The following is a 24,631-nucleotide window of genomic DNA, read 5'->3' as shown; positions in this document are numbered from 1 at the left end:
CACGCCTCGCCGCGAAGGGCCGGAGCACCGGCTCGTTGTGTGCTGGCGCGGCTCCGGTTCCGGTGGGAAGTTGGGGATGCGGCGGCCCCTGCCCCGCCCGTCGCCGGAGACGGATGGAGGGATTCCCCATGGCGGAGTGCGAAGTCTGCGGTAATGACTACGAGTTGGCGTTCGAAGTGCGGGCCGCCGGAGCGGTGCACGTCTTCGACAGCCTGGAGTGCGCGGCCCAGCGCATGGCCCCGGTCTGCGACAACTGCAAGTGCCGGATCCTGGGCCACGGCCTGCAGTCGGACGGCCAGTTCTACTGCTGCGCCCACTGCGCGCGGCAGAAGGGCCATGCCCAACTGGTCGACCACGCCTGACGGTCCACCACAGCGCCCGACCACCGCCCGGCAAGGACAGGCAGGCCGTACGGCTGAGGCAGGCGATCCGTACGGAGCTATCTCCTGCCGGGCGGGAACAGGCCGGACGACGTCGTCTTGATGAGGTCGAGCGCCTGCGCGACGACCGGGTGGCGGGCGGCACCGTTGCGGGTGGCCGCCAGGATCCGTCGCGCGGGCGCGGGCTCTCCCCACAGGGGGACGCGCGCGACGGGCCACCCGGTGTTGATGCGCGCGAGGCGCGGCACCAGGATCACACCGAGCCCCTGGGCGACCATCGCCTGCCCGGTCTCCCACTCGTCGGCCTGGTGGGCGAAGTGCGGGGTGAAGCCCGCCGACATGCACACACCTACCACCAGCTGGTGGTAGGTGCTGCCCGGAGTGCCGAGGATCCACGGTTCGCGGGCCGCGTCCGCCAGGGTGACCCGCTTCTGCCCCGCCAGCGGGTGGTCGGCCGGGACGATCAGGTCGAGCGGGTCGTCGAGCAGGGGCTGCTGGTCGAAGCGGTCGTCGCTCAGCGGCGGCGAGTCGGACGTGACCACGACCAGGCCGAGGTCGGCCTCCCCTGCCAGGAGCAGTTCGAAGCAGCGCACCGGTTCCGCCTCCACCAGGCGGACGGTCAGCCGCGCGTAGCGGTCCCGCAGCGCCGCGGCGGCGGGCGGCAGCAGGTGTGTCGCGGCCGTCGAGAAGCCGCAGAGGGTGAAGCTGCCCGTCGGCTCCTCGGCCGTCGCGGCCAGCTCGCTGCGCGCCTGCTCCCACTGCGCCTGCATGACGGCGGTGTGCCGCAGTACCGTACGCGCCGCCGGCGTGAGCTGGATGCCGCGCCCGGAGGGCTCGATCAGTTTCACTCCGAGCTGCTCGGCCAGCTGCCGGAGCTGGTAAGAGACCGCGGACGGTGTGTAGCGCATGACCTCGGCGGCGGCCGTCACGCCTCCGTAGCGGTCGACCATCTGCAGCACCTTGAGCTTCGGATCAATCATGCAAATATTCTGCACGGTCGCCTCCAAAGCCATTCGATTGTGCGCGTGAGTCGCAGATGTCACTCTGCGTGCGTGTTGTCCACGAGTCTTTTCGGACGCCGCCGGCGGGTCTCCCGCTCGGCCGCGTCCCCATCGCGTACCCGCCACGGCCGGGCGACGGGTCTCTACGTGCTGGTCGTGCTCACGTTCGGGGCCTATCTCCCCAGCTCGCTCTACCCCGGTCATCAGGCCGGCCTGCACGCCGACGATCTGACCATGATGCTGCTCCACGCCGTCTTCGCGCTGGCCAGCGCCCCCGCACTGCTCCTGCTCAGCCCGGTGTCGGACGCTTTCGGGCCGCGGCCGGTCCTGCGTGCGGGCATCGTGCTGGCGGCTCTGGGGTCGGCCTGTTTCGCGTTCGGCCCGGGACTGCCATGGCTGGTCGCCGGGTGCGCCGCGCAGGGCCTGGCCCTCGGAGCGACCACCGGTGCGGCCGCCGCGCTCGTCAGCGGGGAGACGGCGGGGCGCGGCCTGCGGCGCGGGGCGGTGCTCGCCGGCATCGCCTTCGTGGCGGGCACCGCGTCCGGTGCCGCCGTGGGCGGCTTCCTCGCCCAGTACGCGCCGGCCCCGTACGTCCTGCCCTTCCTGCTGCACCTGGTCCTGCTGGCGCTCGCCGCGTACCGGGTCTCCGCCCTCGCGCCCGCCGCTGCCGCCGCGCCGGGAGGGCGCCGGCGGCCGACCGTCCCCCGCGTCCCCCGGGGGATGCGGGCGGCGTTCGCCACGGCCTCGGCCGTCGGCTTCCTGGCCTGGACGACGGCCGGCCTGTTCCTCGCGATCATCCCGGCCCTGCTGGCCGGGTCCGGCCACCACAACATGGCGGTCACCGGCTCGGTCCTCGGTGCCGTACTGGTCTGTTCCGCACTCACCCAGCCCCTGGTCGGGCGGCTCGGCACGCGACGGGCGCAGCTCGCCGGTCTCGCGGCCCTCCTGGTCGGCCTCGCCCTGCTGTCGCTCACCGCGGGCAGGTCGACCGCGCTCACCCTGGTCGCGGCCGTGGTGGCGGGCGCCGGGCACGGCCTGGCCCACGCCGGAGCGGCCACGGCGGTCGACGCCAAGGCCCCCGACCGGGCACGCGGCGCCCTCACCGGGGCCCTCTACCTCTCCTTCTACCTGGGCGCCGGCCTCCCGGCCGTGGCCGTCGGGCTGCTGGCCGTCCCGTTCTCCCCGACCACGGCCACGTCCCTGGTGACCTCGCTCGCCGCGCTGCTCGTCCTGGTGACGAGCGTCGCGGTCGCCGAGGTCGACCGCGCTCCTTCCGGCCGGACCCGCACCCGGGTGACCGGCCGGAAGGTGGAAATCGTCTACATCGAAGTGAGGCCCGCTCAGCACGACCTTTCCGCCTGAGCCGTCGTTCCACCGGCGAGAGCCATCGGAACGCCTGCTCCGGCGCCACCTCAGCCACCAGGGCTGTGAATCGCACGCAGCGCCCGCCGAGGCCCTTCCGGGCACTCGTGCCGCGCTGAATCGCGCTCCCGGCGGCACTCCGCCGGGAGCGATGTTTGAGGGAGTTCTCTGTGCCGGCTGCACATGCCGATACCGAAGCCGTAACCCGGAAACCGCTGACGGCCGACGAGATCACGGTCACCGACCCCAAAGTGACCAGACGGGCCATCGGCGCGGCGGCGGTCGGAAACATCACCGAGTGGTTCGATTTTGGGGTCTTCGCCAATCTGACGCCGGTGCTCACCGCGGTGTTCTTCACCGGCGCGAGCGAGACCGTCGGCACCATCGGCACGCTCGGCCTGTTCGCCGTCGCCTTCCTGGTCCGCCCGCTCGGCGGCATGTTCTTCGGCCCCCTCGGGGACCGCATCGGACGCACCAAGGTGCTGTCCCTCACCGTCATCATGATGGCGATCGGCACCTTCGTCATCGCCTTCATACCCGGCTACGAGGCCTGGGGCCCGGCGGCTCCCCTGCTGATGCTGCTCGCCCGTCTCGTCCAGGGCTTCTCCACCGGCGGCGAGTACGGCGGCGCGATGACCTTCATCGCCGAGTACGCGCCCGACAAGAAGCGCGGCTTCCTCGGCAGTTGGCTGGAGTTCGGCACGCTGACCGGCTACCTGCTCGGCGGCGTGGCCGGCCTGGTCATCCAGCTGCCCGGCGTGATGTCCCACGAGGACCTGCTCTCCTGGGGCTGGCGCATCCCGTTCCTGATCTCCGGGCCGATCGGCATCATCGGCCTCTACCTCCGCCTGAAGCTGGAGGACACCCCCGCGTTCCAGGCCGTCGTCGCGGAGACCAAGGGCCGCGAGGGCAACCAGACCCTCAAGGAGATCCGCAAGATCTTCGTCCGGTACTGGCGGCCGATGCTGATCTGCATGGGCCTGGTGCTCGTCTTCAACGTCACCAACTACATGCTCACCACGTACATGCTGGAGTACATCGGCAAGTTCGCCCCCGCGGTCAGCGCCACCTGGGCGCAGCTGCTGGAGATCGCCGTCCTGGCGCTGGGCATGCTGCTCATCACCTTCGTCGGCCGGCTCTCCGACCGCGTCGGCCGCAAGCCGGTGCTGTACTTCGGCTGCGCCATGCTGATCGTGCTCGGCGTGCCCTCCGTGCTCCTGATCCAGCAGAACACCCTGACGACGGTCTTCCTCGGCCTGACGCTGATGTCGCTGATGCTGCTCTGCTTCAACAGCACCATCCCGTCCACACTGCCGGCGCTCTTCCCCACCGAGATCCGTTACGGCGGCCTGTCGATCGCCTTCAACATCTCCGTCTCGCTCTTCGGCGGCACCACCGCCGTCATCAACGCCCTGCTGATCCAGGGCACCGGAGACATCAACGTGCCCGGCTACTACCTCATGGCCGCCGGCGCGATCGGCGCCGTCGCCTGCTGGTTCACCACGGAATCCGCGGGCCGCCCACTCCCCGGCTCGGCCCCAGCGGTGGCTTCCCGCACCGAGGCCCACGACCTGGCACTCGCGAGCACGGGCACGCGCTGAACGGGGAGCAGCGCCCAGGCCCGCAGCGGCGGTGCGAGCGCGCCGGCCCTCGCCCTGCGCGGTCAAGCCAGCATCGGCACGGGCGGACAGGTGAAGACCCCGTCCGCCCCTGCCGTGCACCCGGGCCTCAGCGGCCCTGTAGCGTCCTGACGTTGTCGCCGAAGGTCCAGCCCTTGGAGCCGTCCCAGTTGAGGGACCAGGTCATCAGGCCTTTGAGGTTGTTGTTGTAGTGCTTCCAGGCCTGGGAGACCTGGGCGGTGGACAGGTGGCCACCGCCGGCGCCCGGCTGGGCGGGCAGGCCCGGTACCTGCTTGTCGTAGGGCACCTTGATGGTGGTGCCCTGTACGACCAGGCCCTTGTTGAGGCAGTCCGTCTGCGCGGTGAAGCCCTCGACGGTGCCGGCGGAGTAGGAGTCGCCGGAGCAGCCGTACATGCTGCCGTTGTAGTACTGCATGTTCAGCCACCACAGGCGGCCGTTGTCCGCGTACTTCTTGATGACCGGCAGATACGCGCCCCAGATCGAGCCGTACGTCACGCTGCCGCCGGTGACGTACGCGGTCTCGGGGGCCATCGTCAGGCCGAAGTTCGACGGCATCTGCGCGAGCACGCCGTCGATGATGCGGATGAGGTTGGCCTGGGATGCCGAGAGCTGGTTGATGTTGCCGCTGCCGGTGAGGCCGGTCTCGATGTCGATGTCGATGCCGTCGAAGTTGTACTTCTTCAGGATCGGCACGATGGTCGCGACGAACCGGTCGGCGACGGCGGTGGAGTTGAGGTCGATGCCGGCCGCGGCGCCGCCGATGGACATCAGGAGCGTGGCGCCGTTCGCCTTGGCCTGGCACATCTCGGCGGGCGTGGCGACCTTCACCGTGGCATCCATTCCGTCCTCCCAGAGGACGGTGCCGTCCGAACGGATCACGGGGAACGCCGCGTTGATCACGTTGTAGCCGTGCGCGCCGATGCGGGAGTCGGTGATCGGGATCCAGCCGAGCCCGGGGTGGACGCCGTTCGCCGCCCCGTCCCAGTTCTCCCAGTAGCCCTGGAGCACCTTGCCCGTGGGCCGGGACTTCACCGCGCAGGTGTCGGCCTGTGGCGCGGCGGGTGCGGCGGCGGCCGGCAGCTGCGCGGCGCACACCAGCGCCAGCCCGGCGCCCAGCAGACGGAGAGCCTTACCGATCATGTCGTGTCCTCTCTCGCCATGGCACGCGGAGGTGTTCATGGCCGGGATGACCGGATGAGTGGCCACACCGTAGATTGGTCCAGACCTTAAATCAATGGGTCTGGACCACTTGAGGACCGAGGGGTTCGGTTCCCTGGCCTTCCTCTGCCGTCAGTGGCGCCGCGGATTGGCGCGCGGGGTGAGGGTGGCGTGGGGCAGGGCGGGGGCGGGGAGGCGCTTCCCGTCGTAGCCGTCGACGGTGCCGAAGCGGTCGGAGGCGCGTTCCCACTCCTCCCGCGCCCGGGCGATGTCCTGGTGGCTGCGGCCGATGAAGTTCCACCACATGACGATCTCCTCCTCGAACGGGGCTCCGCCGAGCAGGACCGCGCGGGCGGTGTCGTCCGAGTCGTTCACCAGCGTCAGGGTGTCGTGTCCGGTGGCGAGGTGGCCCAGTTCGGCCGGGCGCAGCGGGGCGCCGGCCATCCGGACGTGCCCGCGGTCGACGAGGAGACCGTGCTCGAAGGCCGGGTCGAGGGCGAGGGTGGCCGTGGCGCGCGGCGCGAGGGTGAGTTCCGCGCCGAGCAGCGGTGTGAACGTCCGTACCGGGGAGGTGGTGCCGGCGAGCGTGCCCAGGAACACCCGGATCTCGGCCCCGCCGACATGTACGGGAGTGGGGACGTGGTGCTGGAAGTCCCGCTCGGCGTCGCGGTGTTCATCGGGCAGCGCCACCCACAGCTGCACTCCGTGCAGGACGGTGGTGCGCGCGGTGGAGACCTCCGAGTGGCTGATGCCGTGTCCGCCCGTCATGAGGTTCAGCTCACCGGGCCGCACGAAGGCGTGGCTGCCCAGGCTGTCGCGGTGCTCGATCTCCCCGCTGAACAGCCAGCTCACCGTCTGGAGCCCGGTGTGCGGATGCGGGGCGACACGCATGCCGCCGGTCTCGCTGACGTCGTCGGGCCCGTAGTGGTCGGCGAAGCACCAGGCGCCGATCGTCGTTCGGGTCCGCTGCGGCAGCGTGCGGCGTACGGTCATCGACCGGGGACCGCCCAGCGGGACGTCACGCGGGGCGAGGACCTCGACGTTGCTCATCAGGCGTCGCCTTCCTGCGGCTGCGTGGTTCCGCCGCCCGGTTCTTCGAGGGGCTCGACCCGGACGACGCGGATGCCTCGGTCGGTGAAGGGGGTGACCTGGTCGCGGGGCGCCGTGCGGTGGGTGACCAGGGTCCAGCCGGGCGGCAGCGCTGCCCAGGCGTGGAAGGGGGCGCGGCCCAGCTTCTCCGCATGGGCCAGTACGTAGACGTGCGCCGCCCGGCGGGCCATCAGTTCCTTGAGGCGGGTCTGGCGCAGGTCGGCCTCGCAGATCCCGCCGTCGGCCGTGACGCCGTCGGCGGAGAGGAAGACCCGGTCGAAGGTCATCCGCTCCAGCGCCGCCTCGGTCAGCGGGCCCACGAACGCCTGGCTGAGCGGGCGGAGCGTACCGCCCAGACACTCCACGTGGACGGACTCCACGTCGGCCAGTTCGTGGAGCGCCGTCAGGCCGGTCGTCGCCACGGTGAGGTCCTTCGCGGTACGCAGCTCGTGCGCCAGCGCACCCACCGTCGACCCGGCATCGAGCAGCACCGTCTCGCCCGGCTGGACCTGCGCCGCCGCCCACCGTGCGATCGCCCGCTTCTGCGCGTACGCCTCGCCGGTGCGCTGCCGGAGCGAGGCCTCGGGGTGGGCGGTGAGCGCCATCGCGCCGCCGTAGGTCCGGGCGAGGCGGCCGTCGGCGGTCAGCCGGGCCAGGTCGCGGCGGATGGTGGAGGCGGTCACGCCGAAGCGCTGCGACAGTTCCTCGACGCTGGCCAGGCCCGTGGTGTTGGCGAGCTGAAGGATCTCCTCCCGCCGGGCCTGGGATGCGGTGGGCGACATCGTCTGGTGTCCTTACCGGTTCGTCGGTTCAGCGGGCGGTGGCCATCTCGGCGGCCTGCCGCAGCGCCTCGATCATGCTACCGGCCTCGGCCCTGCCGGTACCGGCGATGTCGAAGGCGGTGCCGTGGTCCACGGAGGTGCGGATCACCGGCAGACCGATGGTGAGGTTGACGCCCGCTTCGATGCCGAGCACCTTCACCGGGCCGTGGCCCTGGTCGTGGTACATCGCCACGATGAGGTCGTAATCGCCGCGCGAGGCAAGGAAGAAGGCGGTGTCGGCGGGCAGCGGGCCACGGGCGTCGATGCCCGCCGCGCGCACCTTCTCCAGCGCGGGGACGATCTTCTCCGCCTCCTCGCCGTACCCGAAGAGCCCGTTCTCACCGGCGTGCGGGTTGATGCCGCAGACGCCGATGACCGGGTCCGGCTTCCCGGACCGGACCAGGGCCTCGTGGCCGCGCCGCACGGTCCGCTCGACCAGCCCCGGCTCGATGCGGTTGACCGCGTCGATCAGGCCGATGTGGGTGGTGACGTGGATGACCTTCACCTTGTCGGAGGAGAGCATCATCGACACCTCGTCGACGCCGGTGAGGTGGGCGAGGAGTTCGGTGTGGCCGGGGTAGACGTGGCCGGCGGCGTGCAGCGCGCCCTTGTTGAGCGGGGCGGTGCAGATGCCGTCGATCTCGTCGGCGACGGCCAGTTCGGCGGCCCGCCTGACGTATTCGTACGCGGCGTTGCCCGCCTGTGCGGACAGCCGGCCCCACGGCAGGTCCTCGGGGAGCAGTCCGAGGTCGATGACGTTGATCCGGCCGGGCGCGAACTCGGCCTCGCCGGGAGCCTGTACGGCGACGATGTCGCAGTCGGTGCCGAGGATCGCGGCCGCCTTCCGCAGCCGCGCGGCGTCGCCGATCACCACGGGACGGCACCGGCCGAGCGTGGCGGGGTCCAGCACCGCGGGGACGATGACCTCGGGTCCGATGCCGGCGCCGTCGCCCATGGTGAGGCCGATGAGGGGAAGGGGCTGCTGCGCGTTCACTGGGTGACTCCTTGGCTTGACGCACGGGGGCCCGCCGGCCCGGCCGGGGCCGGGAGCGCGGGGCGGGCCGCGGGCGGTGGGGGCAGAAGGCGGGGCCGCAGCGCGGCGGCGATCCGGTGGAGCGAGTCCGGGCCGCCGAAGCTGCCGGGCCGGGTGACGACCGAACGGCCGTCGGCGGTGCGGCAGTGGACGGCGCCGTGGTGGATCTCGCCGACCGGCCGCAGCGCGGTGATCCGTACGGCGTCCAGCACCCGGCGGGCGGTCTCGCCGCCGGTGAGCACCAGGTCGGGTGTGCCGGTCAGGGCAGCGACCGTGCGCGCCAGACCGGCCACCAGCCGCCGGGCGGCGCCTGGGCGGATGCCGCCGGTCCCGTCGATGGACAGCACGGTGACGCTGCCGGGCGCGAGCGGCGGCAGGGGTACGGGGGCGGGGCCGGTCACCGTGTCGGGCGCCAGCGGCAGATGGCGCGCCCCGGCCGCCGTCAGTCGCGCGATCTGCGCAACGACGCCGGGCTCCGCGCTTCCGACGACGACGAGCAGGGGCCGGTCGGCGGCGGGCGGAGGCCGGTCGGCCGCGGACAGGGGCCCGTCAGCGGCGGGCAGGGGCCCGTAGGCGGCGGGCACGTCCTGCGCCGGAGTGCCGGTGCCGACGTGCCGGCCCAGTGCGGCGGCCAGTCCGCCACTGCCCAACAGCCGGTATTCCGAGCCGAGTTGGCGTACGGCCTCGGCGATGACGTCCAGGTCCACGTCGGTCTCGGCGTCGCACACCGGGTGCCGCCCGCGCGCGGCCACCGCGGCCAGCCGGCCGGCCAGCGCCCGCGGCCCCTGCCGCACCGCATCGAGAGGCACCCCGGTCGTGGGCAGCGGGGCGAGGGCTTCGGCGACGGAGCGGGGCCCCGCACGCTCCTCCGCGCGCCACGCGCCGCTGTCGTGCAGCGGTACGCCCTCGACGTGGACCACACCGTCGCGCACCACGCGCCCCAGGGCGGGCAGCGCCATGGCGGTCACGACGGCCCGGGCGCCCTCGGCGAACGCGACGGCCTCGGCCCCGGCGTTGCCCCGCAGCAGCGAGTCGGACTTCTTGTACCAGGCGGCTTCTCCTGGGTGGCCGGCCAGCGCGGCACGCACGGCCTCGGCGGCGGACGCGCTCGGCAGGTGACGCGAGTCGAGGTCCACCACCACGGCCTCCCCGTCGCGCGGTGGCTGCGCGGGGCGCAACGCCAGCAGTGCCGGCAGCCGCAGCAGTGCGGCCACCTCCGCGGCGCCGGACAGGTCGTCGGCGAGCGCGACGACCGGTGGTACGCCCTTCGAAGGGCTCACGACAACCTCCTCCAGGACCGGGCCCGACGCGGGGCCCCGTACGCGGCGCGCGACGGTCGATGACCGCGGCGCCGATGCGCTCGATGATGGCACAGCTTGCGCGATTCGCGCGAGACTATTGCGCATAACGCGCAGCCATGCGAGCGTTCCTCCACGCGACAACGGCCGTCGCCCCTCAGCCGCCGGACGGGCGGCACCTCGCGCGGCCCCCGTACCGGAAGGAACCGCTCGTGAGCACCGGCAACGGCACCCGTACCGGCCCGCAGGGGGCCGGACTTCCGCCCCTCCCCTTCCCGCTGTCCCGCCTGGTCCTGGGCACGATGACGTTCGGCGACACCGTCGACCGCGCGGGCGCCGCCGCGATGCTCGACGTGGCCCTCGACGCGGGCATCAGCTGCGTCGACACCGCGAACGGGTACGCGGGCGGCGAGAGCGAGCGGATCCTCGCCGGGCTGCTGCCCGGCCGCCGCGACCGGATCGTCCTCGCCACCAAGGCCGGCATCCCCCACCCCGACCAAGGGGAGCACGCCCCGCTCTCCCCCGCCGGCCTGCGCGCGGCGCTGGAGGGCAGCCTCAAGCGGCTCGGCACCGACCACGTGGACCTCTTCTACCTGCACCAGCCGGACCGCCGTACGCCACTGGCCGACACCCTCACGACCGTCGCCGGGTTCGCCGCCGAGGGAAAGATCCGCGCGCTCGGCGTCTCCAACTACGCCGCCTGGCAGATCGCCGAACTGACCCGGACCGCCGACGAAACGGGCGCGCCGCGCCCCGTCGTCGCGCAGCAGCTGCACAACCTCCTCGCCCGCCGTATCGAGGAGGAGTACACCGAGTACGCCGCCGTGAGCGGCCTGCGCACCATGGTCTACAACCCGCTCGGCGGTGGGCTCCTCACCGGACGGCACCACTTCGGCGCGGACCCGGCCACCGGCCGCTTCGGCGACTCCAGGCTCGCCGCGATGTACCGGCAGCGCTACTGGAACGAGGACCTCTTCGCCGCGGTCGCGCGGCTCACCGCGATCGCCGAGGGCGCCGGCCTCCCGCTCACCGAACTGGCCCTGCGCTGGCTGCTGGACCGCCCGTCCACCGACGCGCTGCTGCTCGGCGGCTCCCGGGTCGGCCACCTGCGCGCCAACCTCGCCGCCGCCCAGGCAGGTCCGCTCCCCGCCGACGTCACCGAAGCCTGCGACGCCGTGGGCGCCGGCCTGCGCGGCCCCATGCCCGCCTACAACCGCTGAGCCGCGAACCCTTACCTCCGGAGGGACACCCGTATGACCACCGCAGCCGAATTCACCACCGCCCTGCGCACCAGGCAGCGCCTCATCGGCTACTGGTCGCTGCTCGACTCGCCGGTCGCCGCCGAGCGCCTGGCGCGGATCGGCTACGACTACCTCGCGTTCGACGCCCAGCACGGCCTCTTCGGCTACCAGGGGCTGCTGAACAACCTGATCGCCACCGACACCCGCGGCTCCACCGCCGTCGGCATCGTCCGGGTCGAGGCCAACGACATGACGTACATCGGCCGTGCCCTGGACGCCGGGGCCGCCGCCGTCATCGTGCCGCTCGTCGACACCGCGCAGGACGCCGCCGACGCGGTCGCCGCCGCGCGCTATCCGTCCCCTGCCTCCGGCGGGGAGACCCCACTGCACGGCCGCCGCTCCTACGGACCCATGCGCGCCCAGCTGCGGATCGGCCCGGACCCGGCCGACACCCACGAGCAGACCGCCGTCCTCGCGATGATCGAGACCGCCGACGGGCTCGCCAACGTCGAGGAGATCTGCGCGACCCCCGGCCTCGACGGCATCTACGTCGGCCCCTCCGACCTGCGCCTGGCCATCGGCGGGAAGACCTCGGCCGACCCGGACGTGGCCGAGGATTTCGAGGCGGCCCTCGCCCGGATCCGCAAGGCGGCCGAGGCCGCCGGGATCGCCGCCGGCATCCACAACGCCGACGGCGCGAGCGCCGCCCGCCGCCTCGACGAGGGCTACACCTTCGCCACCGTCAGCGCCGACGTGGTCCACCTCCAGCAGATCGCCGCCGCGCACCTCGACGCGGCCCGGGGCACCCGGTCGTGACCGCGGCGGACGCGTGCGGGCCGGGCCGCACCACGCTCATCACCACGCCGACCTTCGCGCGGCACGCGGCCGAGCCGTGGCAACTGCTCGCCGACGGCGGGGCCGGCCCGCTCCGCCCGTACGAGGACACCGCGCTGCCCCCGCACGAGCTGCCTCGCCGGCTCGCCGGCGCCGACGCCGTCATCGCGGGCATGGACCGGATCACCGCCGAGGTGATGGACGCCGCGCCGCGGCTGAAGGTCATCGCCAAGCACGGCGTGGGCACCGACACCATCGACCTCGACGCGGCGCGCGCACGCGGCATCCCCGTGGTGTGCGCGCCCGGCTCCAACTCCCGCGCCGTCGCCGAGTACACCTTCGGGCTCATCCTCGACGCCACCCGCCGGATCTCCGCCTCGCACACCGCGGTCGTGGCGGGCGGCTGGCCCAAGCACTTCGGTCCCGAGCTGCACGGCAGGACCCTCGGCGTCGTCGGCTTCGGCCGGATCGGCCGGCTGGTCGCGGGCTACGCACGGGCCTTCGGGATGCGCGTCCTCGCCCACGACCCGTACGTGCCCGGCGACGCCGTGACCGCCGAGGGCGCCGAACCGGCCGCGCTCGTAGCCCTGTTGGGCCGAGCCGACATCGTCACACTGCACCTGCCGCCCGCCGGAGAACCGCTGCTGACCGCCGCCCGGCTGGCCGCCATGAAGCCCGGCGCCGTGCTGGTCAACGCGGCCCGGGGCGACCTCGTCGACGACACCGCGCTCGCCGCGGCGCTGCACTCCGGGCAGCTGGCCGCCGCCGCGCTCGACGCGTTCGCCGTCGAACCGCTGCCGGACGGCCACCCGCTGCGCACCGCACCGCGCGTGACCCTCACCTCCCACATGGCCGCCTGCACTCCGGAGGCCAACCGCGCCATGGGCCTGACGGTCGCCGAGGACGTCCTCCGCGTCCTCGCCGGGCAGGCCCCGCTCCACCCCGCGGGCTGAGGCGGCCCCGTACGCGCTCCGCGTGCACCGGCTCGCGCGCAGCCCCCCCACCGCACCGCTGTTTCCCTTCCGCTCCGGCGACGGCGCCGGATCCAGCAAAGGAACACCGCCATGCCGACCACCGAGACCGCCCCGCCAGTGGCGCCCGCGCAGGCCGATCCGTACGCCCTGCGCGCCGAGGACGCCCGGCCGGCGCCCGCCTCCTTCCGGGACCGGCTGCGCCACCTCGGCCCCGGCTTCGTGCTGTCCGCCGCCGTGGTCGGCTCCGGGGAGCTGATCACCACCACCGCGCTCGGCGCCAAGGCCGGGTTCGCGCTGCTGTGGCTGGTGATCGTGTCGACCGGCGTCAAGGTCTGGGTGCAGATGGAGCTGGCCCGCTGGACCATCCTCAACGGCCGTACGGCGCTGGAGGGTTACCGCGAGGTCGGGCCCCGCATCGGCCGGCTGGGGTGGATCAACTGGCTCTGGATCGGTATGGACTTCGCCAAGATGTTCCAACGCGGGGGCATCATCGGCGGCACCGCCGCGGCGTGTTCCGTGCTCTGGCCGGTGATCGGCGGGCCGCTGAGCGCCGGTTCGCTCGCGCTCTGGGCCGTGACCGTCACCCTGGCCGCCGTCCTCCTGCTCCAGACGGGCAAGTACAGCCTGGTGGAACGCGCCTGCGTGGCCTCCGTCATCGTCTTCACACTGATCACCGTCAGTCTCGCGGTGGGCCTGCCCGGGACCGGGTTCGGCTACGGCGCCGGCGAACTCGGCAGCGGTTTCGGCTTCGACATCCCGGCGGGCACGGTCGGCATCGCCCTCGCCGTCTTCGGCATCACCGGCGTCGGCGCCGACGAGATGACGACGTACACGTACTGGTGCCTGGAGAAGGGCTACGCGCGCTGGGCAGGCCCCGACGACGGCAGCGAGGAGCGGGCCCGGCGGGCCGCGGGCTGGATCAAGGTGATGCGGCTGGACGCGCTGGCCGGGCTGGCGGTGTGCGTGGTGTGCACCCTGTCCTTCTACGTGATCGGCGCGGCCGTGCTGCACCCGCAGGGTCTGGTGCCCGAGGGCAACGCGATGATCACCACGCTCTCGCGGATCTACACCGACACCATGGGCCCCTGGGCCGAGTATCTGTTCCTCGTGGGCGCCGTCGCGGTGCTCTTCTCCACCCTCATCGGCTCCACCGCCTCCGTGCCCCGGCTGTGGACCAACACCCTCGGGATGCTCGGCGTCATCGACTGGAGCGACGTACGCAGCCGCACCCGCACCATCCGCGTCCTCACCTGGACCCTGCCGCTGATATGGACCTGCTTCTTCCTGTGGGTGCAGTCCCCGGTCCTGATGGTCCAGATCGGCGGCATCGGCGGCGGGATCTTCCTGCTCGCCGTGGTGGTCGCGGTCTGGCGGCTCCGCCACACCGGCGTACCACGGCGTTTCCGTACAAGTCCGTGGATGACCGTCGCGCTGGTCGTCAGCAGCGTCGCCATCCTGTGCGTCGGCGTCTACGGAGTCCTGGAGACGGTGGGCGTGGTCACGGCCGGGTGAGCGGCACGGCCGTGCTTGCCAGCACCGACGGCCTGGCACTACTGTCGCCACGCCTTGGTAACGGGAAATCCGGTGTGATGCCGGTGCGGCCCTCGCCACTGTGATCGGGAAGTCCGGCTCCGGCCCTCGCGGGCAGCCACTGGGTCCTTGTGACCCGGGAAGGCGGAGCACGGGCGGTGGTACCCGTCAGCCAGGAGACCGGCCTCGGCACGTCAACCATCCACGAGGTGCTGGAGAGGGTCTGCTGAGCCATGCACATTGCCGAGGGTTTTCTGCCACCGGCGCACGCGGTCGCCTGGGGCGTCGCGTCGGCGCCGTTCGTCGTCCACGGAGTCCGGTCACTCACCCGTGAGGTCAGGGAGCACCCCGAGAGCACCCTGCTCCTCGGCGCTTCGGGCGCCTTCACGTTCGTCCTGTCCGCGCTGAAACTGCCTTCGGTGACCGGAAGTTGTTCGCATCCCACCGGTACCGGCCTCGGCGCCATCCTGTTCCGCCCGCCGATCATGGCGGTGCTCGGCACCATCACGCTGCTCTTCCAGGCGCTGCTGCTGGCGCACGGCGGCCTGACCACGCTCGGCGCCAACGCCTTCTCGATGGCGATCGTCGGGCCGTGGGCGGGGTACGGCGTCTACCGGCTGCTGCGCCGGTACGGCGTGCCGCTGATGGTCACCGTGTTCTTCGGCGCGTTCGTCGCCGACCTCTCCACCTACTGCGTCACCAGCGTGCAGCTGGCGCTGGCCTTCCCCGACCCGGGCAGCGGCTTCCTGGGCGCGCTGGGCAAGTTCGGCTCCATCTTCGCCGTCACGCAGATCCCGCTCGCCATCAGCGAGGGGCTCCTGACCGTCCTGGTGATGCGGCTCCTGGTGCAGTCCAGCAAGGGCGAACTGACCCGGCTGGGCGTGCTCCTGAGCGGCGAGCGGAAGCAGTCCGACGCGACCGCGGAGGCGGCCCGGTGAAGCGCCACACGAAGATCAACGCACTGCTGCTGCTCGCGGTGGTCGCACTCGCCGTCCTGCCGCTGGCCCTCGGCCTCGGCGACCACAAGAAGGAACCGTTCACCGGCTCCGACGCCGAGGCGGAGACCGCGATCACCAAGATCGAGCCGGACTACGAGCCGTGGTTCTCGCCGCTCTACGAACCGCCGTCCGGGGAGATCGAGTCGGCGCTGTTCGCCCTCCAGGCCGCCCTCGGCGCCGGCGTGCTCGCGTACTACTTCGGGCTGCGCCGCGGCCGCCGGCAGGGCGAGGAGCGGGCGCGGGCACGTCAGGACGACGGGCCCGCGCCGGACGGTGCCGGGACATCGGCCGCCGAAGGGGCCTGAGCCCCCGTGCTGCCGATCGACGCGGCGGCGCACAGCAGTCGCTGGCGCCGCCGCCACCCCGTGGACAAGGCCGTGCTCGGACTGGGGCTCACCGTCCTGGCGATCTCCCTGCCGCCCTGGCCGGGCGCCGCGCTCGTCCTGCTGACCGCGCTCGCGGTACTGCTCGGCCCGGCGGGCGTGCCCGGACGCCGGCTGTGGCGCGCGTACCGGGTGCCGCTGGGCTTCTGCGTCACCGGCGCGCTGCCCCTGCTCGTACAGGTCGGCGGCGCGGACGGCTTCGTGTCGCCGGCCGAGGGCGGTGCGGTCCGGGCCGCCGAGCTGCTGCTGCGTACCTCGGCCGCCTCCCTCGGCGTGCTGCTGTTCGCCTTCACCACCCCGATGTCCGACCTGCTGCCGCGGCTGGTGCGGGCCGGGGTGCCGGCGCCCGTCGTGGACGTCGCGCTGGTCACGTACCGCATGAGCTTCCTGCTGCTCGACTCCGTGCGGCGGATCCGCGAGGCGCAGGCCGCGCGGCTGGGGCACACCACGCGGGCGGCCGCCTGGCGTTCGCTCGGCGGGCTCGCCGCCACCGCCTTCGTGCGGGCCTTCGACCGGGCGGCGCGGCTCCAGACCGGGCTCGCCGGACGCGGGTACGACGGCACGCTGCGCGTCCTGGTGCCCGAGGCACGGATCTCCGCGCGCTTCACGGCGGCGAGCGCGGCGCTGCTGGTCGCGCTGGCCGTCCTCACCCTCGTTCTGGAAAGGCCGCTGTCATGAGCGACTCCCCCGCCCTGCTCACGCTGCGGGGCGCCTCCTTCGCGTACGAGGACGGGCCCGCCGTCCTGCGCGACCTCGACTTCGATGTGCCCGAGGGGCGCGCGCTCGCCCTGCTGGGGCGCAACGGCAGCGGCAAGACGACGCTGATGCGGCTGCTCAGCGGCGGACTCGCGCCGCGCACCGGGCGGCTGGCGGTCGCCGGTGAGCCGGTGCGGTACGACCGCAAGGGGCTGACCCGGCTGCGGACCACCGTGCAGCTGGTGGTGCAGGACCCGGACGACCAGCTGTTCGCCGCCTCGGTCGCCCAGGACGTGTCCTTCGGTCCGCTGAACCTCGGCCTGCCCGACACGGACGTGCGGGCCCGCGTCGAGGAGGCGCTGGCCGCGCTGGACATCGCCGCGCTCGCCGACCGCCCCACCCACCTCCTGTCGTACGGGCAGCGCAAGCGGACCGCGATCGCCGGGGCGGTCGCCATGCGGCCGAGGGTGCTGATCCTCGACGAGCCGACCGCCGGGCTCGACCCGGACGGCCAGGAACGGCTGCTCGCCACCCTCGACGGGCTCCGCGCGGGCGGCACCACGGTGGTGATGGCGACCCACGACGTGGACCTGGCGCTGCGCTGGTCCGACGACGCCGCGCTGCTCACCCCGCAGGGCGTGCACACCGGCCCGACCGCCGCGACGCTGGCGCGCACGGACCTCCTCCACGACGCCGGGCTGCGGCTGCCGTGGGGCGTCGCGGTGACCGGCCTGCTCCGCGCGCACGGGCTGCTGCCGGACACGGCGCCGGGCCCCCGCACCCCGGAGGAGCTGGCTGCGGGTACCCCCGCGGTGCCCGCCGATGGCTGACCAGCGCCGGGCGCTGCCGGTCACCGTCGACGGCACGGAGCTGCCGAGGCGGTGCCAAGCGCAGACCCCTTGACACCTCTCTTCCGCGGGCTCATAGTTCTCGCCGCTCAGCGCAACGGCGTTGCGCTGAGCGCACCGACCGGCGCAAGGAGGCCGGTCCCGGGAAGAGAGGTGCGGACACATGGCCGACGCGGGCCCCGAGGAGACGGCTCCTCGCAGGACTCCGGCGGCGGGCGGCATTCTGCAGAGCGCCGACCGCGCTCTGGTCGCCCTGCTCACCTTCTCCGAACGGCGCCCCGAGTGGGGCGTGAGTGAACTCGCCCGCCACCACGGCTGGGACAAGGCCGTGGCACAGCGGCTGCTCACCACCCTCATGGCCCGCGGCTTCCTCGTCTGCGACCCCGCCACCCGCCGCTACCGTCTCGGGCCCTCGGTGTCCCGGCTGGCCCGGGTCGGTGAGCACAGCGGCGTCCTGCCGTCACTGGTGCGCCCGACCCTCGCACAGCTGCTCCGGGAGACCGGCGAGAGCGTCGTACTGAACGTCCCGAACGGCAGCGGCTACCGCTGCGCCGCGGCCGTGGACGGTACCGGGCCCATCCGCTACACCGCGATCGTGGGCGCCCTCATACCGGGCCACGCCGGTGCCTCCGGGCACGCGATCTTCGCCCACTACCCCGAGGCGGAGATCCGGCAGATCTTCGGAGCCACCCCGCTCCAGCGCTTCAACGACAACACCATCACCGACTTCGACGCGCTCCTGGAGTGCTACGCCGAGGTCCGCAGGACCGGCCACAGCATCAGCCACGGCCAGTACGACGAGGCCGTCGCGGCCGTCGCCGCGCCCGTCTTCCAGGCCGGCACCGTCGCCGCGTCCCTGACGGTCATCGGCCCCGCCCACCGCATCACCCGTGCCACCGACCGCATCGTCGACCTGGTCGTCGCCGGAGCCGCCGAGGCCACCGCCGCCTTCGGCCCCTGATTCCGGGCCCGGCGGGCGGAACCCTTACGCACGCCGTCGCCCGCGCGCTCCCCCGCTCCTCCCCCCCACGCGCCCATCCGCCCACTCGCGTGCGCCGGCACGCTGCTCCGCCCTGCCCGCAAAAGGGGTGTCCCATGTCGCACCACGCCTCGGCCACGGCCGAATCCGCCCCGGACCCATCGGAGTCCCCCGGCGGCCCGGCCGCTCATCCACGGGTCCGCGAACCGCTCGTCCTCGCCGTACTCGTCGTGCTGTCCGTCGTCGGCGCCGTGATCGGCGCCGACCTCGTCGCCAAGCTCGGCATCTCCGCCAACACCTCGGTCGTCGGCGCGCTGATCGCCATGCTGATCGGCCGCGTCCCGCTGGCCGGGCTGCGCCGCATGCGCTCCGTCCACCGGCAGAACCTCGCCCAGAGCGCCATCTCCGCCGCCACCTTCGCCTCGGCCAACGCCCTGCTGACGTCCATCGCCGTGCCGTACGTCTTCGGGCGGACGGATCTGGTGTGGCCGATGCTGGCCGGCGCGTTCATCGGGCTGCTGATCGATACGTGGGTGCTGTACCGCTCCTTCGGGTCGCGGCTGCTGCCCGCGACCGCCGCCTGGCCGCCGGGCACCGCCGCCGCCGAGACCATCAGGGCGGGCGACAGGGGCGGCAAGCGGGCGCTCGTCCTCGGCGCCGGCACGCTCGTCGGCATCGGCGGCACGCTGCTGAGCCTGCCGCTGTCCGCCGCGGGCGTCGCGTTCCTGGGCAACGTCTGGGCGCTGCTGATGTTCGGCGTGGGCCTCGGACTGCGCGAGTTCAGCCCCGCGCTGTTCCACACCGACCTGGGCGTGGGCTACGTACCGCACGGCGTCATGGTCGGCGCCGGAATCGTGGCCCTCGGACAGGCCGCCGTCGTCCTCGTACGCCGCCGCGGCGGGGCAGGGAAGCCCGAGGCTGCCACGAGCAGCACCGCCGCCCCCACCGGACCGGCCGCCGCCGATCCCACGACCGCCGTCACCGTCGACGAGTCCGGCCTGCGCCGGACGCTCCTGCGCGGCTACGCCCTCTTCGTCGCCGGTGCCGCAGCGCTCGCCGTCGTGGGCGGGCTCCTGGGCGACATGAGCCCGGTGGCCCTCGTCGGCTGGGTGCTCTTCGCGGCGTTCGCCGCGCTGGTGCACGAGCTGATCGTCGGGCTGGCGGCCATGCAGTCCGGCTGGTTCCCGTCCTTCGCCGTCACCCTGATCTTCCTGGTCCTCGGGCTCCTCATCGGCATCCCCTCGGTACCGCTCGCGCTGCTCGTCGGCTACGTGTCGGCCACCGGCCCCGCCTTCGCCGACATGGGGTACGACCTCAAGGCCGGCTGGCTGCTGCGGCGGGACCACCGCCCCTGGGACCCGTACGAGCGCGAGGGCCGCCGCGAGCAGTTCCGCGCCGCGCTCATCGGCTTCGCCGCGGCCCTCGTCGTGGTCGCCGTGCTGTGGCAGTCGTACTTCCGGCAGGGCCTGGTCCCGCCTGTCGCCAAGGTCTACGCGGACACCGTCCGGCACGGACTCGGCGACCCGGGCGTGCTCCGCACGATGCTGCTGTGGGCCGTGCCCGGGGCGCTGGTCCAGCTCCTCGGCGGCACCCGCCGCCAGATGGGCGTCATGCTCGCCACCGGCCTGCTCATCCTCACCCCGCACGCCTGCTGGCTGGTGCTCGCCGCCCTGGCCGTGCGCGTCGCGTACCGGAAGCTGCGCGGACCGCGGGCCGACGAGGAGCTGAACCTCGTCGGCGCCGGGCTCATCGCGGGCAGTTCGCTCGGCGACTCCGCACAGATCCTCAAGGCCGGCTGACGCCGGTTGCCCGCCCCCGCCCGGACGCCCGTGCCCGCCACGGCCCGCCCGCCACCGCCGCCGCCCACCCCGCACCGACCACGACGTACGTACAAGGAGAACCTCATGGAGATGTACAGCCGCCTCGAACCGCGCGGTGAGTATCTCGCCTTCGAACTCGCCCTCGCCGCCCGCAAGCTCGTCGAGCAGGTCATGCTGGTCAAGCCGGGCGAGCACGTCGTCCTCACCGGCGACACCAGCAGCGACCGCCGGGTGGTCGACGCGACCGCGCAGGCCGTCGCCGCCGCCGGCGCCCACCCCGTCGTCGTCTGGTACGAGACCCTGCCCAGCTCCTCGATGGAGCCGCCGCGGCCGGTCGCCGGCGCGATCGCGGACGCCGACGTGTGGATCGAGTTCGCGGTCTCCTACGTCATGCACTCCGACGCCTTCCGCACCGCGATGGCGAACGGCTGCCGGTACACCAACCTCACCGCCATGGACGTACACATGCTGGTGGCCACGGTGGGCCGCCCCGACTTCGAGGGCGTGATGAAGCTCGGCAAGGCCCTCGTCCGCCTGCTGGAACAGGCCGACGAGGTCCGCATCACCTCGGCGAACGGCACGGACCTGGTCGGCCGGAACGGCGACCGGCCGGTCAACCTGCGCGGCAAGCCCGCCGAGAAGCCCGGCGAGACCGTCATGCTCTCCGGCCAGATCTCCTGGAACCCGCTGGAGGCGACCCAGGACGGCGTCCTCGTCTTCGACGGCGCCCTGTGGCCGCCGGACCAGCTCGGCCTGCTGCGCTCGCCCGTCCGCTGCACCGTCGAGAAGGGCGTCGTCACCCGGATCGAGGGCGGCCAGGACGCGGACGTCTTCCGCCGCTGGATGGAGTCCTGGAACGACCCGAACATGTTCCGGATCGCGCACTGGTCGCTCGGCTTCAACCCGGGTGTGCCGGCGCCGACCGGCCGCATCGTCGAGGACGAGCGCGTCTTCGGCTGCGTGGAGCTGGGCATCGGCACCAAGGGCGCCTGGATCGGCGGCGAGCCGTGGGTCGCCGCCGCCCACACCGACGGCTCCGTGCTCGGCCCGTCCCTCTACCTCGACGGCGAGGCCATCGAGAAGGACGGGGTCTACGTCCACCCCGAACTCGTCGAGATCTGCCGCGAGCTGGGCGTCGAGGGGTACTGAAGAGCCTGAACCCGCAGGTCCCCGGGGGCGTCCGCACCGGGCGCCCCCGGAGGCGTACGCACACGCCCTGAATCTCCCCGTCGCCGAACCCGCTGGAGCCCCCCATGACGACCTCTGCGCCGACCACCTACCGTCACGACGGCCTGGTCTGCACCGACCACACCCTCGACGTGCCACTCGACCACGCGCGCCCGGACACCCCGGCCATCAGCCTCTTCGCCCGCGAGGTCGTCGCCGCGGAACACGAACACCGCGACCTGCCCCGCCTGTTGTGGCTGCAGGGCGGGCCGGGAGGCCGCGCCGAGCGGCCCCACGCGGCCGGCGCCTGGCTGCGCCGCGCCCTCAAGGACTACCGCGTGGTGCTCATGGACCAGCGCGGCACGGGCCGCTCCACCCCCGCCGACCGCCGCACCCTCGCCGGCCACGCGGACGCCGCGGCGGCCGCCGGTCACCTCGGGCACTTCCGTGCCGACTCGATCGTGCGCGACGCCGAGCTGCTGCGCCGCATGCTGTGCGGCGACCGCCCCTGGACCGTCCTCGGCCAGAGCTTCGGCGGCTTCTGCACGCTGACCTACCTGAGCCTCGCTCCCGAGGGGCTGGAGCGGGCGCTCGTCACCGGCGGCCTGCCTACGCTGACCGGCCACGCGGACGAGGTGTACCGGGCCGCGTACCGGCGCACCCTCGCCCACAACGACCGCTACTTCGCCCGCTACCCCGGCGATCAGAAGCTCGCCGAATCGGTCGCCGCCCACCTGGCATCGCACGACGTACGGATGCCGTCCGGCGAGCGCCTCAGCGTCCGCCGCTTCCAGACCATGGGCATCACCTTCGGCACGTCGTCCGGCTTCGACACCCTCCACTACCTTCTCGAATCCGCCTTCGTCGACGGCGCACACGGACCCGAGCTGTCCGACACCTTCCTGCGCGGCGTCGACGCCGTCGTCTCCTTCGCCCCGCGCCCCCTCTACGCCGTGCTCCACGAGCCGATCTACGCACAGGGCGGCCGCCCCACCGACTGGTCGGCGCACCGGATCCGCGCCGAATTCCCGGAGTTCGACGCGGACGGTCCGGGCCCGCTCCGCTTCACCGGCGAGATGATCTACCCCTGGCAGTTCGCGGAGGACCCCGCCCTCGTACCGCTGCGCGGGGCCGCTGACCTGCTCGCCCGGCGCTCCGACTGGCCGGCCCTCTACGACCTGGACCAACTGGCCCGCAATGACGTGCCGGTGACCGCCGCCGTCTACTACGACGACATGTTCGTCGACCGCGAGCAGTCCCTGGCCACCGCTGACCTGGTACGCGGCCTGCGCCCCTGGATCACCGACGCCCACGCCCACGACGGCGTACGGGCGGACGCCGCGGTCCTCGACCGGCTGCTGGCCATGGCCGACGGCCGGCTCTGAGCATCCGTACCGGCCGCCGTAAAGGCTCTCCCTACACCCCGCTCCGCTCGTATTCCTTCCGGGTCTGCGGGGCGGGGTGCCGGCCGTGGTGCGGGCGGCGGGCCCTGGCCAGCAGGCGCAGGCAGGTCAGCGGGTTGTCCCTGGCCGGCCGCCGGGTGACGGTGGCGCCCATGGCCACCACCGTTTCCAGCCGCTGGTGATGCAGGTCCAGGACGAACCGCATCAACGGCCCGTACTCCTCGGGGAGTTCGTCCAGCAGCCGGGCGGCCTCACGCAGCGTGCGGTGCGCCTTGCCGGCGCCGTCGGCGAGGAGCGCCCGGACGCCGGGGATGTCGCGCCCCGCGTCGAGGTCGGCGCGGGTGACCCCGTGCCGCTCCAGTGCGTCGAGGGGCAGGTAGAGGCGCCCGTCCCGCAGGTCCTCCGCCAGGTCCGTCAGGATGTCGGTGCGCTGGCCCGCGTCGGCGATCAGCCGGCAGCTCTGCGCGAACTCCGGCGTGCCGCCGCCCGGCTGCGCCAGCCCGGTGGTGATCATGAGGAACGGCCACGTCAGCCGGTCCACATACGCCTGGTAGTCGGCCTCCGTCTTAAATCCCGGGAAGTCCAGGTCGATGCGCGCACCGTCCAGGTAGGACTCGATCCAGTGGCGGGGCAGATCACGCAGGCCGGACGTGTGGAGGAACGCGCGCAGCAGCGGGTGCCGGGAGGTGCCGGAATCCAGCGCCGCCCGGATCTGCCCCGCCCACGCGTCGAAGCGCCGGGTCCGCTCCGCCACGGTGCCCCGGTCGCAGAGGTCGTCGGTGAACGACGCGAAGGCGTAACCGGCCAGCACGTGGGGCTGGAAGTGCGCGGGCGTCAGCATCCGCACCGCCGCGTACCCGGCCGGCTCCCTGCGCTGCATGAACTGCGCGACCTTCAGGTAGTCGGCGCGGGCTTCACTCCCCCACACCTCACCCGCGTCCATACAACGTCGCCACACTCGCACGCATACCCTCCTGCACCAAGAACACCTTGAGTCACAAACAAAAGGTCGAGACTACCTGGGGCAGGTACGAGCGAGCGGGCCGCGCCGCCGCTCAGACGGCTCCCCCGCCCCCGCGCCGGCGGGCGGCCAGCAGCTCCACGAGCTCGTCGGCGCTGCGCCGGGTGTGCGCCTCGACCTCGGCGTCGATGGTGTCGCCGTCGCCTTCGAAGATCGCCTCGACCAGCTTCTCGTGGACGCGCAGCGCCCGGTCGGGGTCGGCGCGCTCGCTCTCGTCGACGGAGATCACCAGGTTGATGTGCGCCTCGACCATGGGCCACATCCGGACGAGCATGACGTTGTCGGACGCCGTCCAGATGGTGCGGTGCAGCTCGATGTGGGCCTTGTGCAGCCGGTCGGCGCCGCCGGCGGCGTGCGCCTCGCGGTACGCCTCCCAGCTGCGGCGTACCAGTGCCTTGCGGGAGCCGTCCGGGTCGTCGGCGACGGCCCGCGCCGCCACCTTCTCCAGCGCGACCCGCACCGCCGCGACGTCGGTCAGGAACTTCTCGTCCACCGTGGCCACCACGACGCCCCGGTAGGGCTGCTGCTCCAGGAGCCCTTCGTGGGTCAGCTGGTGGACGGCCTCGCGCAGCGTCGGGCGGCTGACGCCCATCTGCTGGGCGATCTGCACCTCGCGCAGCCGCTGCCCGGACTCCAGTTCTCCGGTCAGGATCGCCCGCCGCAGCTCGCCGACGACGGCGTCCCGGCGGGTCTGGTTGGCGACCGGCCGCGGCCCGGGGGCCGCCGTGCGTGCGTGCTCACTCATCGAACCTCCGCTGATTGTCAGACACATCGTAGGGGCGCGGCCGCCCCGGCCGCGATCTCGCGGTACGCGCCGATCCGGTGCGGATTTCGCGGCGACCTCTTGACGGCTCCCGTCAGCCCGCCTACGGCCCCGGCCAACGCAGATTGTCAAACAATCTGCAAACCAGGGGTGAACGCTCCACGACCCCCGTCGTCCGAGGCGCCCAGGCG

General features: G+C 73.1%; 23 protein-coding genes and 1 riboswitch. Of the genes, 15 read left to right on the top strand and 8 right to left on the bottom strand.

What is annotated here, in order from left to right; genetic code table 11:
- Positions 1–128 precede the first annotated feature (128 nt).
- Positions 129–362: a hypothetical protein gene (locus tag ACZ6WH_RS30810; protein WP_432860379.1), complete on the top strand. Its 234-nt coding sequence runs from the start codon at positions 129–131 to the stop codon at positions 360–362.
- A gap of 77 nt (positions 363–439) precedes the next feature.
- Here ACZ6WH_RS30810 and ACZ6WH_RS30805 read toward each other — a convergent pair whose 3' ends face one another.
- Positions 440–1,360, bottom strand: coding sequence for a LysR family transcriptional regulator (locus ACZ6WH_RS30805; protein WP_469732399.1), 921 nt, complete (start codon positions 1,358–1,360; stop codon positions 440–442).
- 177 nt (positions 1,361–1,537) lie between these two features.
- Between ACZ6WH_RS30805 and ACZ6WH_RS30800 the strand changes: the two genes are divergently transcribed.
- Both ACZ6WH_RS30800 and ACZ6WH_RS30795 read left to right on the top strand, forming a co-directional pair.
- Entirely contained in the window at positions 1,538–2,743 is a 1,206-nt protein-coding gene (locus tag ACZ6WH_RS30800) for an MFS transporter (protein WP_469732397.1), read from the top strand.
- Positions 2,744–2,913: 170 nt separating this feature from the next.
- The gene (locus ACZ6WH_RS30795; protein ID WP_469732395.1) at positions 2,914–4,344 is read left to right on the top strand and encodes an MFS transporter; all 1,431 of its coding nucleotides are present in this window, start codon (positions 2,914–2,916) and stop codon (positions 4,342–4,344) included.
- Between the two features lie 127 nt (positions 4,345–4,471).
- On the opposite strand, the gene ACZ6WH_RS30790 is transcribed toward ACZ6WH_RS30795, so the two are convergent.
- The 5 genes from ACZ6WH_RS30790 to ACZ6WH_RS30770 all read right to left on the bottom strand — a co-directional run bounded on the left by ACZ6WH_RS30790 (position 4,472) and on the right by ACZ6WH_RS30770 (position 9,765).
- Entirely contained in the window at positions 4,472–5,524 is a 1,053-nt protein-coding gene (locus tag ACZ6WH_RS30790; RefSeq protein WP_469732393.1) for a chitinase, read from the bottom strand.
- Positions 5,525–5,674: 150 nt separating this feature from the next.
- Positions 5,675–6,592, bottom strand: coding sequence for a pirin family protein (locus ACZ6WH_RS30785; RefSeq protein ID WP_469732391.1), 918 nt, complete (start codon positions 6,590–6,592; stop codon positions 5,675–5,677).
- Positions 6,592–7,413 carry a DeoR/GlpR family DNA-binding transcription regulator gene (locus tag ACZ6WH_RS30780; protein WP_432860364.1) on the bottom strand — a complete coding sequence of 274 codons (822 nt, stop codon included), beginning with the start codon at positions 7,411–7,413 and terminating at the stop codon, positions 6,592–6,594. The genes ACZ6WH_RS30785 and ACZ6WH_RS30780 overlap by 1 nt, the downstream gene beginning before the upstream one ends.
- Positions 7,414–7,441: 28 nt before the next feature.
- Entirely contained in the window at positions 7,442–8,446 is a 1,005-nt protein-coding gene (pdxA, locus tag ACZ6WH_RS30775) for a 4-hydroxythreonine-4-phosphate dehydrogenase PdxA (protein WP_469732389.1), read from the bottom strand.
- Positions 8,443–9,765 (bottom strand): four-carbon acid sugar kinase family protein, encoded by a 1,323-nt coding sequence (locus tag ACZ6WH_RS30770; RefSeq protein WP_469732387.1) that lies wholly within the window; start codon positions 9,763–9,765, stop codon positions 8,443–8,445. Before ACZ6WH_RS30770 ends, pdxA begins: the two co-directional genes overlap by 4 nt.
- A 230-nt stretch (positions 9,766–9,995) precedes the next feature.
- On the opposite strand from ACZ6WH_RS30770, the gene ACZ6WH_RS30765 reads away from it, so the two are divergent.
- The 12 genes from ACZ6WH_RS30765 (at position 9,996) to ACZ6WH_RS30710 (ending at position 22,638) form a co-directional block, all read left to right on the top strand.
- Positions 9,996–11,003, top strand: a complete 1,008-nt coding sequence (locus ACZ6WH_RS30765; RefSeq protein WP_469732385.1) for an aldo/keto reductase — start codon at positions 9,996–9,998, stop codon at positions 11,001–11,003.
- Positions 11,004–11,036: 33 nt separating this feature from the next.
- Entirely contained in the window at positions 11,037–11,840 is an 804-nt protein-coding gene (locus ACZ6WH_RS30760; RefSeq protein WP_469732383.1) for an HpcH/HpaI aldolase family protein, read from the top strand.
- Positions 11,837–12,811 carry a phosphoglycerate dehydrogenase gene (locus ACZ6WH_RS30755; RefSeq protein ID WP_469732381.1) on the top strand — a complete coding sequence of 325 codons (975 nt, stop codon included), beginning with the start codon at positions 11,837–11,839 and terminating at the stop codon, positions 12,809–12,811. Before ACZ6WH_RS30760 ends, ACZ6WH_RS30755 begins: the two co-directional genes overlap by 4 nt.
- 111 nt (positions 12,812–12,922) lie before the next feature.
- Positions 12,923–14,344, top strand: a complete 1,422-nt coding sequence (locus ACZ6WH_RS30750; protein ID WP_469732379.1) for an Nramp family divalent metal transporter — start codon at positions 12,923–12,925, stop codon at positions 14,342–14,344.
- 38 nt (positions 14,345–14,382) lie between these two features.
- Positions 14,383–14,565: riboswitch (cobalamin riboswitch) on the top strand.
- A gap of 30 nt (positions 14,566–14,595) precedes the next feature.
- The gene (locus tag ACZ6WH_RS30745) at positions 14,596–15,300 is read left to right on the top strand and encodes an energy-coupling factor ABC transporter permease (RefSeq protein WP_432860349.1); all 705 of its coding nucleotides are present in this window, start codon (positions 14,596–14,598) and stop codon (positions 15,298–15,300) included.
- Complete coding sequence (locus tag ACZ6WH_RS30740; protein WP_469732376.1) at positions 15,297–15,665, top strand: energy-coupling factor ABC transporter substrate-binding protein; 369 nt, start codon at positions 15,297–15,299, stop codon at positions 15,663–15,665. Before ACZ6WH_RS30745 ends, ACZ6WH_RS30740 begins: the two co-directional genes overlap by 4 nt.
- Positions 15,666–15,671: 6 nt before the next feature.
- The gene (gene cbiQ / locus ACZ6WH_RS30735) at positions 15,672–16,421 is read left to right on the top strand and encodes a cobalt ECF transporter T component CbiQ (protein WP_469732374.1); all 750 of its coding nucleotides are present in this window, start codon (positions 15,672–15,674) and stop codon (positions 16,419–16,421) included.
- Positions 16,418–17,269, top strand: a complete 852-nt coding sequence (locus ACZ6WH_RS30730) for an ATP-binding cassette domain-containing protein (RefSeq protein ID WP_469732372.1) — start codon at positions 16,418–16,420, stop codon at positions 17,267–17,269. The genes cbiQ and ACZ6WH_RS30730 overlap by 4 nt, the downstream gene beginning before the upstream one ends.
- A gap of 181 nt (positions 17,270–17,450) precedes the next feature.
- Entirely contained in the window at positions 17,451–18,248 is a 798-nt protein-coding gene (locus ACZ6WH_RS30725) for an IclR family transcriptional regulator (protein ID WP_469732370.1), read from the top strand.
- A 134-nt stretch (positions 18,249–18,382) separates the two neighbouring features.
- On the top strand, positions 18,383–20,065 hold the full coding sequence (locus ACZ6WH_RS30720) for an OPT/YSL family transporter (protein WP_469732368.1): 1,683 nt from the start codon (positions 18,383–18,385) through the stop codon (positions 20,063–20,065).
- Positions 20,066–20,170: 105 nt separating this feature from the next.
- Positions 20,171–21,235 (top strand): 2,5-dihydroxypyridine 5,6-dioxygenase NicX family protein, encoded by a 1,065-nt coding sequence (locus tag ACZ6WH_RS30715; RefSeq protein ID WP_469732366.1) that lies wholly within the window; start codon positions 20,171–20,173, stop codon positions 21,233–21,235.
- 104 nt (positions 21,236–21,339) lie between these two features.
- Positions 21,340–22,638 carry an alpha/beta fold hydrolase gene (locus ACZ6WH_RS30710; protein WP_469732364.1) on the top strand — a complete coding sequence of 433 codons (1,299 nt, stop codon included), beginning with the start codon at positions 21,340–21,342 and terminating at the stop codon, positions 22,636–22,638.
- A gap of 31 nt (positions 22,639–22,669) precedes the next feature.
- On the opposite strand, the gene ACZ6WH_RS30705 is transcribed toward ACZ6WH_RS30710, so the two are convergent.
- On the bottom strand, positions 22,670–23,599 hold the full coding sequence (locus ACZ6WH_RS30705) for a phytoene/squalene synthase family protein (protein ID WP_469732362.1): 930 nt from the start codon (positions 23,597–23,599) through the stop codon (positions 22,670–22,672).
- 112 nt (positions 23,600–23,711) lie between these two features.
- On the bottom strand, positions 23,712–24,422 hold the full coding sequence (locus ACZ6WH_RS30700) for a GntR family transcriptional regulator (protein WP_469732360.1): 711 nt from the start codon (positions 24,420–24,422) through the stop codon (positions 23,712–23,714).
- Between the last annotated feature and the right edge of the window lie 209 nt (positions 24,423–24,631).

The sequence above is a fragment of the Streptomyces sp. NPDC050806 genome (genome assembly GCF_055586425.1).
The sequence above is the reverse complement of the archived record's forward strand: the minus strand, read 5'-3'. Positions and strand labels throughout refer to the sequence as shown.